Consider the following 16,114-nt stretch of genomic DNA (forward strand, 5'->3'; position numbering starts at 1 on the left):
TTTATCCTCGGATGGCCCAGAAAGCCAGGTTCAGCCCAGGGAAATCACCGGCTACATGGAAAGCAAAGCCACCGGAATTCATCAGCTGTTTCCAGTGTTCACTGCCACGGTCCAGTTCGTAATAGGTGGAGCCTGCGTGATACGGAATCTGGCGAGGCGCAACCGGCAATGGCAGCAGGCCGATGCCCGGCAGTTGCAGGTTGACCAGGTCCCGGATGTGTTCAACCGAACCGACTTTGCTCTGTTGGGCAAAGCGGCCGCGCAAGGTTTCGCCCGGCACGTCGGCGCGGACGACAAGAATGAAGCTGGCGCTTTCGATCAGGCTGCGGTCGGCCAGCATGGCGACATGAATACCGTAGGCTTTCTCGACAATCGGAATCGGCGTGGCTTTGCTGTCGATCAACATCGACAGGGCTTCACGCAGGGCGTGCATCACCGGGGTGAAGCTCAGCGCCAGATTGTCATGCTGGTACGGCGGATACTCCGCTGGGCGACGCTCGGCCACGGAGAACGTCGCGAACTCTCCCGCCAGGCTGACCAGTTCGCTGAACAACCGCTCGGGGTGCAATGGACTCAGGTGAGCGAGGTGCTGGATCAGGGGCTGAGCCCGATTGACCAGTTGCAGCAGCATGAAGTCAGCGATCTCCGAGGCTCCGCCCGCGCCGGACGCTACCACGCGCCCGGCCAGCGCTTCGCCGCGCTGATGCAGAAGGCCCAACAGCTCATTACGAAACGCACTCAAGAGGGCGTTGGCCGCGATATCCAGCACCGGCGGGATGTAAGTGTCATCCAGCACCAGCGCCCGGTCGGCACGTTTTTCCTTGATGCGCACCATGCCGATGGCTGCGTAATCACCCAAGCCATCCTGTGCGGTCAGCAAGCGTAACGCGCGGGAGCCAATGGCTACCGGTGCGCGGTTCTCGAACGGCGCGTTGTCATCGCGCACTTCGCGCACCTGGCTGATGTAGCGTGCCGCGCCAGGTTCTTCGCCTTCATCAACCGTGTCGCGCGCGCCAGCACGGCGCAGTGGCAAGGCCAGGTAAATGAGCCCGTCACGTAGATTGTCATCAATGCTCAGCGGGCTCGGTGCCAGGTCATCCTGAGGGATATTGAATGGCGTCCCGTCCGGCAACAGCCCACGGGCCGAGATGATTGCGAGTTTGCCCTGTGCAAGCAGGCCCTGATCGATCAATAACTCGGAGAACCCCCAGGCACCGGCTGACAATGGCCGACTGCGGGCATCGATGAGGTTTTCCAGGTAACGGTCATGCTGCTGGAAATGCTGTGTTCCAATGAACATGCCTTCCGACCAGACCACTCGATTGTTCCAGGACATGAGTTCTCCGATTGCCTATTGAGCGGGACGGGTTGGGATCGCGGCATCGGTGCGTATGGCTCGCACGTCGAGGCTGATCTGATATTCGCGGCGTTGGCCGGGGGCGACATCAAGCACCGCACGCCATTGCGCCTGGTCTATTTCGCGGTAACCGACGACGAGCCCGACATGACGGGTTGCAGGATCAAGCGGGCGCTGGATGCTCAATTGTTCGCCGGGCTGCAGCAGCACTTCGTCCTGATCAATCAGGTCAGGACCGAGCGTCGCAGGTGCACGCTCCACCAGGCCAAAGTAATCGGCGCGGGTGAAGTTAGCGGCGTTCTTGAGCTCAAAAATTCGCACTCGAACGGGTGCTGGCTGGCCGCTTGCGCCGGGATTGAGGCCGGCGATCGCCTGGAAATTCAACGTCAACGCGTTTGCGCCCGGCGCTGCGTCTGCAGAAGGTGGAGCGTCTTTGGCACAAGCGGCCAGCAGCATGATGAAAAGAGCTGCTACAGCACTACGAAACATCCTTTTTTCCTCGATATCCAGGGGCGTTGTCTGTTGCCGAACACGTTGTTACGGACGCCGCAACCGGGCGCTGTGCTCCTCGTAGGCGCGGCTGAACTCGCGACCGAACAGGTCTTGAAAATCATCCTCCGCCTCGCGGGAGATATTGCTGTAAAGCTCGCTGAACTGCTGCCAGTACTGGGCTTGACGCGATCCGGGCAGGAGATTTGAAAGCCCGCCGGGTTTACTCATTCGCGCTTCCAGTTCACTGGGTTCAAACCGTTTGAGCAGGTGTTTGATTGCGGCCTCGACGCCTGCCATGACGGCCAGTTGATGCGCGCGCAAATCGTCGAAACTGTCGCTGATTGCCTGGTCCGGTGGCATGAATGCCTGATTGCCATGGCGCAGCAGGAGCAACAGCGCTTCATCGGCATTGGGCGCGAACTTCAGCGGGTTGTTTTCCACCGGGCGGATCATGGTTTGCTGCATGCGGAACTCACCCTTGAGGCTGGTGCGCGCGCGCAGTACATCGATCAGGCCTTCAACCATCAACCGATAACTGCGGCCGATGGCTTCCATTTGCGCTTCGGCTTGAGCGTGATCGATGCGCAATTGATCCAGCCCTGCGCCGCGCAGAAAAGCTTGCAGTAATTGAGGTTGCGCGTGACTGGCGGCAGGTTCTGTAACCGGGGGCGGCGTCGGTTGCTTCTGGGCCGGAGCCGGAGCCAGGACGGGCTCAGCAACGGCTACAGGAATCGGCGCTGGCGGAATTTCTGGCACAGGTTCAGCGCTGACTGCCGCTGGCCTGGCTGGCGCAGGTGAGTCTGCAAACAGGTCCCAGTCTTCCGGGATTACACCTGGCACGGACGCAGGTGTTTCGAATATGGGAGCAGGCGCTACAGGCGCATGAGTGGCTGTCGGCGGCCGGAAGTCATGTCGTTCGGCTGGCACATGGTCCGGGTGAGTAACCGGCGGGACGGCAGACGGCGCCAGAAAGTCGAACAGATCGGGCAGGGTATCGAACGAAGACGGGCCCTGAAAACCTGCCACGTTCGGCATGTCCAGCGGAGCTGCAGCGGGGACGGGCGACGGGGCCTGCTGGCGACCCATCAGCGCTTCAAAGCTGTTTGAGGCGTCCGCGTTGCCGAGGCCGGGTTCCATCATTTGCAGATTGAAATCAATGCGCGCCTGTATTTCGTATTCGCCAATCCGGATAACTTCTCCGTCTTGTAATGGCTCACTGTTTCCACGGCGCAGCCTGATGCCTGCATTGACCAATTCAACGCCATTGGTGCTGTTATCGGTCAAATAATAACGGCCGTCTTTATATTGAATGACGCAATGTCTGGCTGAAACGAGGCGTTCAGGATCAGGTAATACCCAATCATTATCCGTGCTGCGCCCAATCGCTATCACGCCTTTGTCCATTGATTTTTCGGGACATTGGCCTGGCGTTATCTTGTGATAACTCGTAATGGTCAAACGCAGCGACATCGCGCCTCCTTGCATGCATCGCGAACAAAAAAACGGAAAGGTTGTTTCTGCGACAAAACGATTACAGTTTGATCAAAACAGCAAAAATATCCCTTTATATCGGCCATTTCGCTGAAATTCCGCGATTGTAAACACACCTTCATGAATGTCGTACAGATTGTGACCGTAGAGTTCAGTGGGATGCCAGTCCGGTCACAACTGTTTCACAAGCTTTACAGCTTACCTTGACATTGGCTGTTTCCTACACCAAAAATGCACAACTTATAAAATAATCGTGATGTCGACGTGACATCACAGATCGTACGCTTTCAGCAAAGTTCCGAAGTTACCCGGAAGAATTTATGCAAAGTGATTCCGATATTTTCGTAACTATTCCCGGACCTCGATAGGGAGATCGATTTGGTGGATGTTCCGTTGTTACTCGCCGCTGTTTCCGCGAACTCTCCGTGTGGCGAAGACCTGGAATATGACGCCGATTTTTTGCAGTTGGAGCGCGACGCGCTGGGCAAGCCCGAGCGCGTCATGGGCGATTCCATTCAGCCCGCTGAGCCGCCCCAATGGCGCAAGATCGAGCAGTCCAGCACCGCTCTCCTGCAGCGCAGCAAAGACTTGCGCATCACCCATTTCCTCCTGCAAAGCGCCCTTGCACTCGACGGCATCAGCGGTCTGAGCAACGTCCTTGTTCTGACTCGTGATTTGCTCACGCAGTACTGGACCGATCTTCATCCGCAGCTTGACGCCGATGACGACAACGACCCTACTGTCAGAATCAACGCGCTGGCCGGTCTGACCTGCGACACCAATATCCAGTTGCTGCGTGAAAGCATCCTTATCCGCTCCCGGGCGTTCGGTCCGATCAGTCTTCGCGCTGCGCTAAATGCCGCTGGCCTGCAGCATTTCGCCGATGAGCGCCTGACGTCCGATGAATTGGCGGGCGCGCTGCAGGACGTAGATGCCGAGCAGTTGGACGGTATTCGTGCCGCGCTGGGGGCTGCTCGTGACGCCGCTGAAGCCATCGAACAGATAGTTTCCGAGCAAGTGGGGTCGGCTCAGGGTGTTGATCTTTCAGCCTTGAAACAGCCACTCAAACAGGCGCTGCAAGTGCTGGGTGAGACTGCCGTTCGCAGCGAGTTCGAGACGCTGCTCACAGAATCAAACGAACCTCGCGAACTTTTCACTGAAAGCAGCGCTCCGATTTCGGCCCGTTCTTCAGGGACGATCAGTAGTCGTGAGGACGTGTTGCGCAGTCTGGATCTGATACTCGGTTATTACGCCCGTCACGAGCCTTCGAGCCCGCTTCCGGTGTTGCTGAATCGCGCAAAGCTGCTGGTGAATGCGGACTTCGCAACCATCGTGCGCAATCTGATTCCCGACGGCATGAACCAATTTGAAAATCTGCGCGGACCCGAGGCCGACTGACTCGTAATCGAGTTGTTCTGGCCCGAGTTACGCAACACCGTTACCGGCACCGGCCGATGACGCTAACACCGTCGCATCAGCGACCAGGAGGAGCAACGTGGCGAACAGCAGTTCTCAGAAATTCATCGCGCGCAACCGCGCGCCACGGGTCCAGATCGAGTACGACGTAGAGCTTTACGGTGCCGAGAAAAAGGTGCAGCTGCCGTTCGTGATGGGCGTCATGGCCGATCTGGCGGGCAAGCCTGCCGAGCCGCTGCCAGCGGTTGCCGACCGCAAGTTTCTGGAAATCGATGCTGATAACTTCGACTCGCGCCTCAAGGCGATGCAGCCGCGCGTTGCATTTCATGTGCCGAACGAGCTGACCGGTGAAGGTAACCTGAGTCTGGATATCACGTTCGAAAGCATGGACGACTTCAGCCCGGCCGCCGTTGCTCGCAAGATCGATTCGCTGAACCAGTTGCTCGAAGCCCGTACCCAGTTGGCCAACCTCTTGACCTACATGGACGGCAAGACTGGCGCCGAAGAAATCATCATGAAAGCCATCAAGGATCCGGCGTTGCTCCAGGCCCTGGCCAGTGCGCCAAAGCCTCAGGACTCCGAGCCCAGTGCTTAATCAGGACAAATGATCATGACCGATTTGATGCGTGACAATCAGGCGCCACAGGGCTCCACTCAGGAAACCAGCGAGTTTGCTTCGCTGCTGATGCAAGAATTCAAACCCAAGACCGAGCGTGCTCGCGAAGCGGTTGAAACCGCCGTGCGGACCTTGGCCGAACACGCTTTGGCGCAGACTGACCTCATCTCCAACGACGCGATCAAATCGATCGAGTCGATCATTGCGGCCATCGACGCAAAGCTCACCGCGCAGGTGAATCAGGTCATCCACCACCCGGAATTCCAGCAAGTGGAAAGCGCCTGGCGTGGTTTGCATTACCTGGTCAACAACACCGAAAGCGATGAGCAACTGAAGATTCGCGTGCTCAACATCTCCAAGCCGGAATTGCACAAGACCTTGAAGAAATTCAAAGGTACGGCCTGGGACCAGAGCCCGATCTTCAAGAAAATGTACGAAGAAGAATACGGCCAGTTCGGCGGCGAACCTTACGGTTGCCTGGTAGGCGATTACTACTTCGACCAGTCGCCGCCGGATGTCGAGCTGCTGGGTGAATTGTCAAAGGTCTGTGCAGCCATGCACTCGCCGTTTATTGCGGCCGCATCGCCGACCGTAATGGGCATGGGCTCGTGGCAGGAACTGTCCAACCCGCGTGACCTGACCAAAATTTTCACCACCCCGGAATACGCCGGCTGGCGCTCGCTGCGTGAGTCCGAGGACGCACGCTATATCGGCCTGACCATGCCGCGCTTCCTGGCACGTCTGCCGTACGGCGCCAAGACTGATCCGGTGGAAGCCTTCGCCTTCGAAGAAGACACCGACGGTGCCGACAGCGCTAATTACACCTGGGCGAACGCGGCCTACGCCATGGCCGTGAACATCAACCGTTCGTTCAAACACTACGGCTGGTGCTCGCGGATTCGCGGTATCGAGTCCGGCGGTGAAGTGCAGAACCTGCCTGCGCACACCTTCCCGACCGACGATGGCGGTGTGGACATGAAATGTCCGACTGAAATTGCCATCTCCGACCGTCGCGAAGCAGAACTGGCCAAGAACGGTTTCATGCCGTTGCTGCACAAGAAGAACACGGATTTCGCCGCGTTCATCGGTGCTCAATCGCTGCAGAAGCCTGCCGAATATGACGATCCGGATGCGACCGCCAACGCCAATCTGGCAGCGCGTCTGCCTTACCTGTTCGCCACGTGCCGTTTCGCGCATTACTTGAAGTGCATCGTGCGCGACAAGGTCGGCTCGTTCAAAGAGAAGGATGAGATGCAGCGCTGGTTGCAGGACTGGATCCTGAACTACGTCGATGGCGACCCTGCGCACTCTACCGAGACCACCAAGGCCCAGCACCCACTGGCTGCGGCCGAAGTCGTCGTGGAAGACGTAGAAGGCAATCCGGGTTACTACACCTCGAAATTCTTCCTGCGCCCGCACTATCAGCTCGAAGGTCTGACGGTATCGTTGCGTCTGGTTTCGAAGCTGCCGTCGGCAAAAAGCGCCTGATTCAGCAGTTATCGCAGGACCGGCTTTGACCTGGATGCAGCACAAGCTGCTTCCGCCCAAAGCTGCTCCTGCGTCGTAGCCCAAACGGCGCTGCCGTTTTACACAACCAGTGGCCATCGCCACATCAGGAGAGAACATGGCTGTCGATATTTTCATCAAGATCGGTGACATCAAGGGCGAGTCCATGGACAAGGCCCACAAGGACGAAATCGACGTGCTGAACTGGAGCTGGGGCATGTCCCAGTCCGGCAACATGCACGTCGGCAGCGGTGGCGGTGCTGGCAAGGTGAACATTCAGGACCTGTCGATCACCAAGTACGTCGACAAGTCCACGCCGAATCTGATGATGCTGTGCAGCTCCGGTAAACACATCGACAAGGTTACGCTCACCGTGCGCAAGGCCGGTGGTGAAAGCCAGGTCGAGTACCTGATCATCAACCTTGAAGAAGTGCTGATCACCTCGCTGAGCACCGGCGGGTCGGGCAGCGATGATCGTCTGACTGAAAACGTGACCCTGAACTTCGCTCAGGTTCTGGTCGACTATCAGCCACAGAAAGCAGACGGCACCAAAGACGGCGGTGCGGTCAAATACGGCTGGAACATTCGTTCGAATACCAAGCGTTGATCGCAGGCGCCCCCGTTCACTCGGGGGCGCAACTTCACGTTCGATCTTTTGCCGGATGCCTGAATCATGGCCAAGCCTTCGTTCATCAACCTGTTGAATGCCTACCCCAAAGTTCAGTCCCCCTGTGATCAGCCGTGGGGAAATCAGTGCGCCATTCGCATGAGCATTGCGCTCAATGGCGAGCTGAATATCAAGGTCAATAAATCGACCTACACCGATCCAAAATGCAAACACGAGCATGCCCGTGGTGCAGAGTCCCTGGCCAACTGGCTGTGGCGTCATCATCTTGGGCGGCCAACCATTCTCAGTGGCAGTGCTGCGGATCGCCAGACCATCAGCCAGAAAACCGGCATCGTATTTTTCAAAGACTGTTTTGCACGTGGCAATGAAGAGGAAAGCCAGCGTTCAGGAGACCACATAGATTTGTGGAACCGTGGCAGAACCATGGGTTATTACGACGGCGACTACATGTCGCGGCAAGTCTGGTTCTGGGAGCTGGCATGAACAGCGTTGTCTGCAAAACGGTGTTTTTAGGCTGCCTGATGTTCAGCCTTAACGCGTGCGCCGAGGCGCAATCACCGACGTCCACTGCGTTGAGTCAAGTCAGCCTTGGCGGACAGGCCCTCAAGCTTGTTGATGCCCAAGGCAAGTGCGCCATTCTCAAACCGGACAACACCCAGGTGTCGATGAATCTGGCGTGGCCTTGCCAGTTCAGCCAGGGCCGTGACGGTCTGTCGCGTGTAGAGATGTTCAAGTCAGTCCCTGTGGCGCTGGTTGTCCATAACCAAGCGGATTCCGCATCGAGCACGGACTGTCTGCAAACCGCTCAGGCAATACGCCTGCGCCAGGGAGCGCTTGAAACCTCCAGCGTTAATCAGGCCGCCATGTGCACGCCTGATCACGATCAGAAAATGTTCACAGCGATGTTTCGTTGGTGAGCGACCTGACCCTGCGCGAGCGCCTGCAACCATCGTTGCTTGATCGCCTGACAGACCACGACCCGAGTAACCCTCAGGAAAGCGCCGACAAACGCGTGCTGTCCTTGAGTCAGCTCAAGGCTTCAGTGCTGCGCGACCTGGCGTGGTTACTCAATACCACGTCACTGCTCGATGGCGACGCGACGCTCAATACACCAGCGGGTACTTCTGTGATCAATTTTGGCTTGCCAGCTTTGGCGGGCAACAGTGCCTCGAGCATCGATATCGGCGCGCTGGAAATACTGATACATCGCGCCATTGCGACGTTTGAGCCGCGCATTTTGCGCAACACCCTGCGGGTGAGGGCGCGTGTCGGGCAGGGCGAGATGAATCACAACGCCCTGAGCTTCGAGATCGAAGGGGACTTGTGGGCCGAGCCGGTGGCCTTGCCATTGCTGCTGCGCACTGATCTTGACCTTGAGTCCGGGCACGTCACCGTGGCGCCTGCCGAACAGCGGAGACGCTCATGAATCCGCGCCTGCTCGCCCTCTACAACCAGGAGCTGCAGCACGTACGCGAAAGCGCGGCGGAGTTTGCCAAGGAATACCCGAAGATCGCGGGCCGCCTGACGCTTTCGGGTATGGACTGTGCCGATCCCTACGTGGAACGCCTGCTGGAAGGTTTCGCCTATCTGACGGCGCGGGTGCAGCTGAAGCTCGATGCGCAATACCCGACCTTCACGCACAACCTGCTGGAGATTGCCTACCCCCATTACCTGGCACCGACACCGTCGATGACCGTGGTGCAAATGCAGGCTGATACCGACGAGGGCTCCCTGGCCAGCGGTTTTACGCTGCCGCGAAACAGTGTCCTGCGCGCGGCCCTTGGCCGTGACTCGCAAACATCCTGCGAATACCGCACTGCCCACGCCGTCACGTTGTGGCCGTTGCAGGTCAGCCAGGCAGAGTATTTTGGTAACCCTTCGGCGGTGCTGGGGCGTCTGGCGGCGAGCGAACCGAAGGCCAAGGCGGGCTTGCGTATTACCCTGCGTACCGGGGCCGAGCTGGCCTTCAATAAGCTGAGTCTGGAAAATCTTCCGCTTTACCTCAGCGGGGTCGATGAGCAACCGTTCCGTCTTTACGAGCAACTGCTGGGCAGTGCCTGTGCGGTGTTCGCTCGTCAGCCCGGCAGCGACTGGGTCGAGCGGCTGCCCGCCGATGCGCTGCGCTCCTGTGGTTTTGATGACCGTGAAGCTGCATTGCCGGTCGTGCCGCAGGCGTTTCAGGGCTATCGGCTGTTGCAGGAATACTTCGCCTTGCCGCAACGTTTCCTGTTCGTCGAATTCGCTGAGCTGACCCGTGCCGTACAGCGTTGTGACGGACAGGAACTGGAGCTGATCATTCTTTTTGATCGCTTCGACCAGAGCCTTGAAGGCTCCGTGGGCCGCGACCAGTTCGTGCCGTTCTGCTCACCGGCCATCAACCTTTTCCCGCGTCGCGTGGACCGGATTCACCTGTCTGATCGGGTCAATGAGCATCATGTGATTGCTGACCGCACCCGGCCGATGGATTTTGAAATCCACTCCCTGACCAGCGTAACGGGCCACGGCACCGGGCCGGATCAGCCTTTTCTTCCGTTCTACGCCGTGCGCGATCCTTCGCGTTATGGCCGCGATAAAGCGTATTACACGGTACGGCGCGAGCCGCGTGTGCTGTCCAGTGAACAGCGCCGCAACGGCACACGGTCGACGTACGTTGGCAGCGAAACGTTCGTCAGCCTGGTGGACGGTCAGCAGGCACCTTATCGTCAGGATCTGCGGCAACTGGGCGTCAGCGCCTTGTGCACCAACCGCGACCTGCCGTTGTTCATGAGCGTGGGGAGCGGCAATACCGACTTCACGCTGGCTGACAGCGCGCCGGTCTCAGCTGTACGTTGCCTGACCGGCCCGAGCCGCCCGCGGGCCAGTCATGCCCACGACAACAAGGCCTGGCGTCTGATCAGCCAACTCTCGCTCAATTATCTTTCACTCAGTGAGCAGGGCCAGGGTGCTGCGGCGCTGCGCGAACTGTTGCGCTTGTATGGCGACAGTAACGACGCCGCACTCCAGTTGCAGATCGAAGGCCTGCGAGAAGTCAGCAGCAAAGCGGTAACCCGCCGACTGCCGATGCCCGGGCCTATCGTGTTTGGCCGTGGGCTGGAGATCACGCTTGAGTTTGACGAAAACGCGTTTCGAGGCACGGGCGTGTTTCTGCTCGGTGCCGTTTTCGAGCGCTTCCTGGCACGTTATGTGTCGATCAACAGCTTTACCGAAACGGTGATTCATACCACCGAACGCGGTGAGATCATGCGATGGAAAGCCAAGCCCGGACGCCGCCCAACTCTGTGAGCACGATAACGTCAATGCAGAGCGAGCCCTGGGAATACGATTTCTTCCAGGCATTGCGACGTATCGAATGCGAATCCCCGGACCTGCCCAGATTCGGCCATTCGTTGCGCCTTGCAGATGATCCATTGCGCTTGGGGCAACAGCCTGATTGCGCCTTCGCGCCGTCGACACTGGCGTCCATGAGCCCGGCCGAAGACGGCAAGGCTGCGCGGCTGGAACAGTTTTTCTTTGGTCTCGGCGGCCCCAACGGTCCATTGCCGTTGCACATCACCGAATACGTGCGCGAACGTCAGCGCAATAACGGCGACAGCGCCAGCAAACGCTTTCTGGACGTGTTCCACCATCGCTTGCTAAGCCTGTTCTACCGCGCCTGGGCAGAAGCCAGTCCGACCGTCAGCCATGATCGTCCTGACGACGATTACTGGGCCGCACGCCTGGCGGCCCTGAGCGGGCGCGGTATGCCGAGCCTGCTGGAGCAGGGGCTGATTCCCGACACTGCAAAGCTGCATTACAGCGGTCATCTTTCGGCTCAGACCCGTTACCCCGATGGGTTGCGGGCGATCCTCTCCCACTATTTCGGTTTGCCGGTGGAGATCGAGGAATACGTCGGCCAATGGCTGGAGTTGCCGGAGCGCAGTCGCGTTGGCGTGAGCGGTCATCAACTGGGCGTCGATTTTTGCCTGGGCAGTCATGTCTGGGACCGTCAGCACAAATTCCGCATTCGCCTCGGGCCGCTCAAGCTCGACGATTACATGGGCATGTTGCCCGACGGTGAACCCTTCAAAGAGCTGGTGGCCTGGGTCGCCGAATACCTCGGGCATGAACTGGACTGGGATCTGAACCTGGTGCTTCAGCAGCCCGAGGTTCCGAAATTTCAACTCAACGGGCGCCAGCGGCTGGGGTTCAACACCTGGCTCGGTCAGCCACAAACAGACGCCAAGGACTTGATTCTGGCCCGGCACTACGCCGAGCAGGCCACGTCAGCACAACATTCAAGGAGTAATGAACATGGGTGAAATCAGTCGCGCCGCGCTGTTTGGCAAACTCAACAGCGTCGGCTACAAGGCCATCGAAGCCGCCACGGTCTTCTGCAAGCTGCGGGGCAACCCGTATGTGGAGCTTGCCCACTGGTTTCACCAACTGCTGCAACTTCAGGACTCGGACCTGCATCGCATCATTCGCCAGTTCAATGTCGAGCCTGCGCGCCTTGCCCGTGACCTCACCGAAGCGCTGGACCGCCTGCCGCGCGGCTCGACGTCTATCACGGACCTGTCTTCGCAAGTCGAAGAGTCCGTCGAGCGTGGCTGGGTTTACGGCAGCCTGATGTTCGGTGAAAACCAGGTGCGCACCGGCTATTTGCTGCTCGGCATTCTCAAGACTCCCAGCCTGCGTAATGCCTTGCTGGGGTTGTCGTCCGAGTTCAACAAAGTCAAAGTCGAAACCTTGAGTGAGCGCTTTGACGAATACGTCGGTGATTCGCCTGAAAACGCCCTGAGCGCCAGTGACGGTTTCAATGCCGGTGCCGTGCCGGGCGAGGCGAGCGGTGCCATGGCCCCGAGCGCCATGGGTAAGCAGGAAGCGCTCAAGCGTTTTACGGTCGACCTCACCGAGCAAGCCCGCAGCGGCAAACTGGACCCTATCGTGGGGCGCGATGAGGAGATCCGCCAACTGGTCGACATCCTGATGCGCCGTCGCCAGAACAACCCGATCCTCACCGGTGAGGCGGGCGTGGGTAAAACCGCCGTGGTCGAAGGTTTCGCCTTGCGCATCGTAGCCGGGGACGTGCCGCCGTCGCTCAAGGACGTCGAGTTGCGTAGCCTGGACGTCGGCCTGCTACAGGCCGGGGCGAGCATGAAGGGTGAGTTCGAGCAACGTTTGCGTCAGGTGATCGAGGACGTTCAGGCGTCGCCCAAGCCAATCATTCTGTTTATCGACGAGGCCCACACCCTGGTGGGTGCTGGTGGTGCGGCGGGCACTGGCGATGCCGCCAACCTGCTCAAACCGGCCTTGGCCCGCGGCTCCTTGCGAACCGTCGCGGCGACGACGTGGGCCGAGTATAAAAAACACATCGAGAAAGACCCGGCACTGACCCGTCGCTTTCAGGTCGTGCAAGTTGCCGAGCCTTCGGAAGACAAGGCCCTGCTGATGATGCGTGGCGTGGCATCGACCATGGAAAAACACCATCAGGTGCAGATTCTCGACGAGGCCCTGGAGGCTTCGGTCAAGCTGTCTCACCGGTACATTCCCGCCCGTCAGTTGCCGGACAAATCCGTCAGCCTGCTGGACACCGCTTGCGCTCGCGTTGCGATCAGCCTGCATGCGGTACCGGCTGAAGTCGATGACAGCCGTCGTCGTATCGAAGCGCTGGAAACCGAGTTGCAAATCATCGCCCGCGAGCATGCCATTGGCGTGGATATTGGCGCGCGGCAGAGCAACACTTCTGAGCTGTTGAGCAGCGAGCGCGAACGTCTGCTGGCGCTTGAAGGTCGCTGGGCGGAAGAAAAAGCACTGGTGGATGAGTTGCTTGCGACCCGCGCCCAATTGCGTGAAAGCGCGGGCGTTGTCGACAGCGATGCAGGCAGCGAAGTCCAACCCGAAGCCCGCGCCGGATTGCGTGAGCAACTGGTTGATCTGCAAAAGCGCCTGAGCGCATTGCAGGGCGAGACGCCGTTGATTCTGCCCACTGTCGATTATCAGGCGGTGGCTTCAGTGGTTGCCGACTGGACCGGCATTCCAGTCGGTCGTATGGCGCGCAACGAACTTGAGACCGTGCTTAACCTTGATAAGCACCTGAAGAAACGCATCATTGGCCAGGATCACGCCCTGCAGATGATCGCCCGACGCATTCAGACCTCCCGTGCAGGGCTCGATAACCCGAGCAAGCCGGTAGGCGTATTCATGCTGGCCGGTACATCGGGCGTCGGTAAAACAGAAACCGCGCTGGCGCTGGCTGAGGCCATGTACGGCGGCGAACAGAACGTCATCACCATCAACATGAGCGAGTTCCAGGAAGCGCACACCGTTTCGACCCTCAAGGGTGCGCCTCCCGGCTATGTCGGTTATGGCGAAGGCGGCGTGTTGACTGAGGCCGTGCGCCGCAAGCCTTACAGCGTGGTGCTGCTTGATGAAGTGGAAAAAGCCCACCCTGACGTCCATGAAATCTTCTTCCAGGTCTTCGACAAGGGCGTGATGGAGGACGGCGAGGGCCGGGTCATCGACTTCAAGAACACCCTGATCCTGCTGACCACCAATGCCGGTACTGAGCTGATTTCACACCTGTGCAAAGACGTGCAGAATCTGCCCGATCCCGAGGATATCGCCAAGGCCCTGCGCCAGCCGCTGCTGGAGATTTTCCCGCCTGCGCTGCTCGGTCGTCTGGTGACCATTCCGTACTATCCGCTCAGTGACACCATGCTCAAGTCGATTACCCGCCTGCAACTCGACCGGGTCAAAAAACGCGTCGAAAGCACCCACAAAGTCGCGTTCGATTACGATGACGCGGTGGTCGACCTGATCGTTTCGCGCTGCACCGAAACCGAAAGCGGCGGCCGGATGATTGACGCGATTCTGACCAACACCCTGCTGCCCGACATGAGCCGAGAATTCCTCACCCGCATGCTCGACGGCAAGCCCATGGCGAGCGTGAGCATCAGGGCGCTGGACGGCGAATTCGATTATCAGTTTGGCGATGCCAACTGAGCCTGCGAGCGCTAGCTAACTACTCTGGCTATTTAACGGAATAATCCATGCTGTTCACCCAACTCACACGTCTGGCACAGATCAACAGCCCGCTCGGACCGGATGTGCTGCTGCTCAAGAACATGGGCGGCGGCGATGAGCTGGGGCGGATGTTTGATTACACCCTGCAGCTCACGTCCACAGATGGCGCCATCGACCTCAACCAGTTGCTGGGCAAACCCATGAGCCTGTCGCTGCGCCTGGACGACGGTAGCCAGCGCTACTTTCACGGGATTGTCGCGCGTTGCAGTCAGGAGGTCGGCCAGGGCCAGTTCGCCAGCTATCAGGTTACGTTGCGCCCTTGGCTGTGGCTGCTGACGCGGACGTCCGATTGCCGGATTTTCCAGAACCAGACCATCCCGCAGATCATCAAGCAGGTCTTTCGCGACCTGGGCTTCTCGGATTTCGAAGACGCGCTGAGCCGCCCCTATCGGGAGTGGGAATACTGCGTCCAGTACCGGGAAAGCAGCTTCGACTTCGTCAGCCGCCTGATGGAACAGGAAGGTATTTATTACTTCTTCCGCCATGAAAAAGACCGCCACGTGCTGGTGCTTGCCGATGCTTATGGCGCACATCAAAACGCACCGGGTTATGCCTCGGTGCCTTATTTCCCGCCTGACGGTCAGCACCGCGAACGCGACCACATCAATGACTGGCGTCTGGCTCAGGAAGTCCAGCCGGGCTCGCTGGAGCTTAACGACTACGACTTCCAGCGTCCGTCCGCCAGCATCAACGTCCGCTCGGCCATGCCCCGGCCGCACACGGCGGGCGATTATCCGCTGTACGACTACCCCGGCACTTACGTGCAAAGTCAGGACGGCGAGCATTACGCCCGCACGCGCATCGAAGCGCTGCAAAGCCTGCATGAGCGCGTCGAACTGAGCGGCAACGCCCGAGGCCTTGGCACAGGGCACCTGTTCAGCATGACCGGCTTTGGTCGCGACGATCAGAACCGCGAATACCTGATCGTGCCCAGGAAAGCCACGAATCCGGCGCAGGCTCAGCCGGTCCACAATTCGAAAGCGCCCTGACCTGTATCGATGCCCAACAAAGCTTTCGGCCGCTGGCCAGCACTTCAAGACCCATCGTCAAAGGCCCGCAAACCGCCATCGTCGTGGGCCCCAGCGGCGAGGAAATCTGGACCGACCAGTTTGGCCGGGTCAAGGTGCATTTCTACTGGGACCGGCACGACCAGTCCAACGAAAACAGCTCCNGGCAAGAACTGGGGCTCGATGCAGATTCCACGGATCGGTCAGGAAGTGATTGTGAGCTTTCTGGAAGGCGATCCGGACCGCCCGATCATCACCGGTCGCGTGTACAACGCGGAACAGACCGTGCCCTACGACCTGCCCGCCAACGCGACCCAAAGCGGCATGAAAAGCCGCTCCAGCAAGGGTGGTACGCCTGCCAACTTCAATGAAATCCGGATGGAGGACAAGAAGGGCGAGGAGCAGTTGTACATCCACGCCGAGCGCAATCAGGACATCGTCGTCGAAGTGGACGAAAGTCACTCGGTGGGGCATGACCGGAATAAGAGTGTGGGGAATAACGAGACGGTGACGATTGGTGCGGATCGCGTTCGGGCGGT

Annotated in this window: 15 protein-coding genes; 12 read left to right on the forward strand and 3 right to left on the reverse strand. The window is 59.1% G+C overall.

Features of this window, described 5'->3' with window-relative positions:
- Position 1: 1 nt before the first annotated feature.
- From tssK to tagH, 3 genes are read right to left on the reverse strand one after another with little or no spacing between them, the layout of a single operon-like run.
- Positions 2–1,336 carry a type VI secretion system baseplate subunit TssK gene (tssK, locus tag AO242_RS21785; protein ID WP_099270319.1) on the reverse strand — a complete coding sequence of 445 codons (1,335 nt, stop codon included), beginning with the start codon at positions 1,334–1,336 and terminating at the stop codon, positions 2–4.
- A gap of 15 nt (positions 1,337–1,351) precedes the next feature.
- Complete coding sequence (gene tssJ / locus AO242_RS21790) at positions 1,352–1,846, reverse strand: type VI secretion system lipoprotein TssJ (RefSeq protein ID WP_099270320.1); 495 nt, start codon at positions 1,844–1,846, stop codon at positions 1,352–1,354.
- 48 nt (positions 1,847–1,894) lie between these two features.
- Positions 1,895–3,319 (reverse strand): type VI secretion system-associated FHA domain protein TagH, encoded by a 1,425-nt coding sequence (gene tagH / locus AO242_RS21795; RefSeq protein ID WP_099270321.1) that lies wholly within the window; start codon positions 3,317–3,319, stop codon positions 1,895–1,897.
- A 402-nt stretch (positions 3,320–3,721) separates the two neighbouring features.
- Between tagH and tssA the strand changes: the two genes are divergently transcribed.
- From tssA to AO242_RS29825, 12 genes are all read left to right on the forward strand, one after another.
- Complete coding sequence (gene tssA / locus AO242_RS21800) at positions 3,722–4,738, forward strand: type VI secretion system protein TssA (RefSeq protein ID WP_099270354.1); 1,017 nt, start codon at positions 3,722–3,724, stop codon at positions 4,736–4,738.
- 97 nt (positions 4,739–4,835) lie between these two features.
- Positions 4,836–5,351, forward strand: a complete 516-nt coding sequence (gene tssB / locus AO242_RS21805; RefSeq protein WP_099270322.1) for a type VI secretion system contractile sheath small subunit — start codon at positions 4,836–4,838, stop codon at positions 5,349–5,351.
- A 15-nt stretch (positions 5,352–5,366) separates the two neighbouring features.
- A complete protein-coding gene (gene tssC / locus AO242_RS21810; protein WP_027900004.1) occupies positions 5,367–6,860 on the forward strand; it encodes a type VI secretion system contractile sheath large subunit in 1,494 nt (497 codons plus the stop codon).
- A 136-nt stretch (positions 6,861–6,996) separates the two neighbouring features.
- Positions 6,997–7,485 carry an Hcp family type VI secretion system effector gene (locus AO242_RS21815; protein WP_095092969.1) on the forward strand — a complete coding sequence of 163 codons (489 nt, stop codon included), beginning with the start codon at positions 6,997–6,999 and terminating at the stop codon, positions 7,483–7,485.
- Positions 7,486–7,551: 66 nt separating this feature from the next.
- Positions 7,552–7,989 (forward strand): type VI secretion system amidase effector protein Tae4, encoded by a 438-nt coding sequence (locus tag AO242_RS21820; RefSeq protein ID WP_099270323.1) that lies wholly within the window; start codon positions 7,552–7,554, stop codon positions 7,987–7,989.
- Complete coding sequence (locus AO242_RS21825) at positions 7,986–8,423, forward strand: hypothetical protein (protein ID WP_099270324.1); 438 nt, start codon at positions 7,986–7,988, stop codon at positions 8,421–8,423. Before AO242_RS21820 ends, AO242_RS21825 begins: the two co-directional genes overlap by 4 nt.
- Positions 8,420–8,932 (forward strand): type VI secretion system baseplate subunit TssE, encoded by a 513-nt coding sequence (tssE, locus tag AO242_RS21830; protein ID WP_373562239.1) that lies wholly within the window; start codon positions 8,420–8,422, stop codon positions 8,930–8,932. Before AO242_RS21825 ends, tssE begins: the two co-directional genes overlap by 4 nt.
- On the forward strand, positions 8,929–10,788 hold the full coding sequence (tssF, locus tag AO242_RS21835; protein ID WP_099270326.1) for a type VI secretion system baseplate subunit TssF: 1,860 nt from the start codon (positions 8,929–8,931) through the stop codon (positions 10,786–10,788). The genes tssE and tssF overlap by 4 nt, the downstream gene beginning before the upstream one ends.
- Positions 10,752–11,804, forward strand: a complete 1,053-nt coding sequence (tssG, locus tag AO242_RS21840; RefSeq protein WP_099270327.1) for a type VI secretion system baseplate subunit TssG — start codon at positions 10,752–10,754, stop codon at positions 11,802–11,804. Before tssF ends, tssG begins: the two co-directional genes overlap by 37 nt.
- The gene (gene tssH, locus AO242_RS21845; RefSeq protein WP_099270328.1) at positions 11,797–14,487 is read left to right on the forward strand and encodes a type VI secretion system ATPase TssH; all 2,691 of its coding nucleotides are present in this window, start codon (positions 11,797–11,799) and stop codon (positions 14,485–14,487) included. The genes tssG and tssH overlap by 8 nt, the downstream gene beginning before the upstream one ends.
- A 47-nt stretch (positions 14,488–14,534) precedes the next feature.
- Positions 14,535–15,557, forward strand: a complete 1,023-nt coding sequence (locus AO242_RS29820; RefSeq protein WP_257153487.1) for a type VI secretion system Vgr family protein — start codon at positions 14,535–14,537, stop codon at positions 15,555–15,557.
- Positions 15,558–15,758: 201 nt separating this feature from the next.
- A partial coding sequence (locus AO242_RS29825; RefSeq protein ID WP_373562240.1) for a bacteriophage T4 gp5 trimerisation domain-containing protein occupies positions 15,759–16,114 on the forward strand: 356 nt, incomplete at its 3' end.

This window comes from Pseudomonas sp. ICMP 561 (assembly GCF_002699985.1).
Taxonomy (GTDB): domain Bacteria; phylum Pseudomonadota; class Gammaproteobacteria; order Pseudomonadales; family Pseudomonadaceae; genus Aquipseudomonas; species Aquipseudomonas quasicaspiana.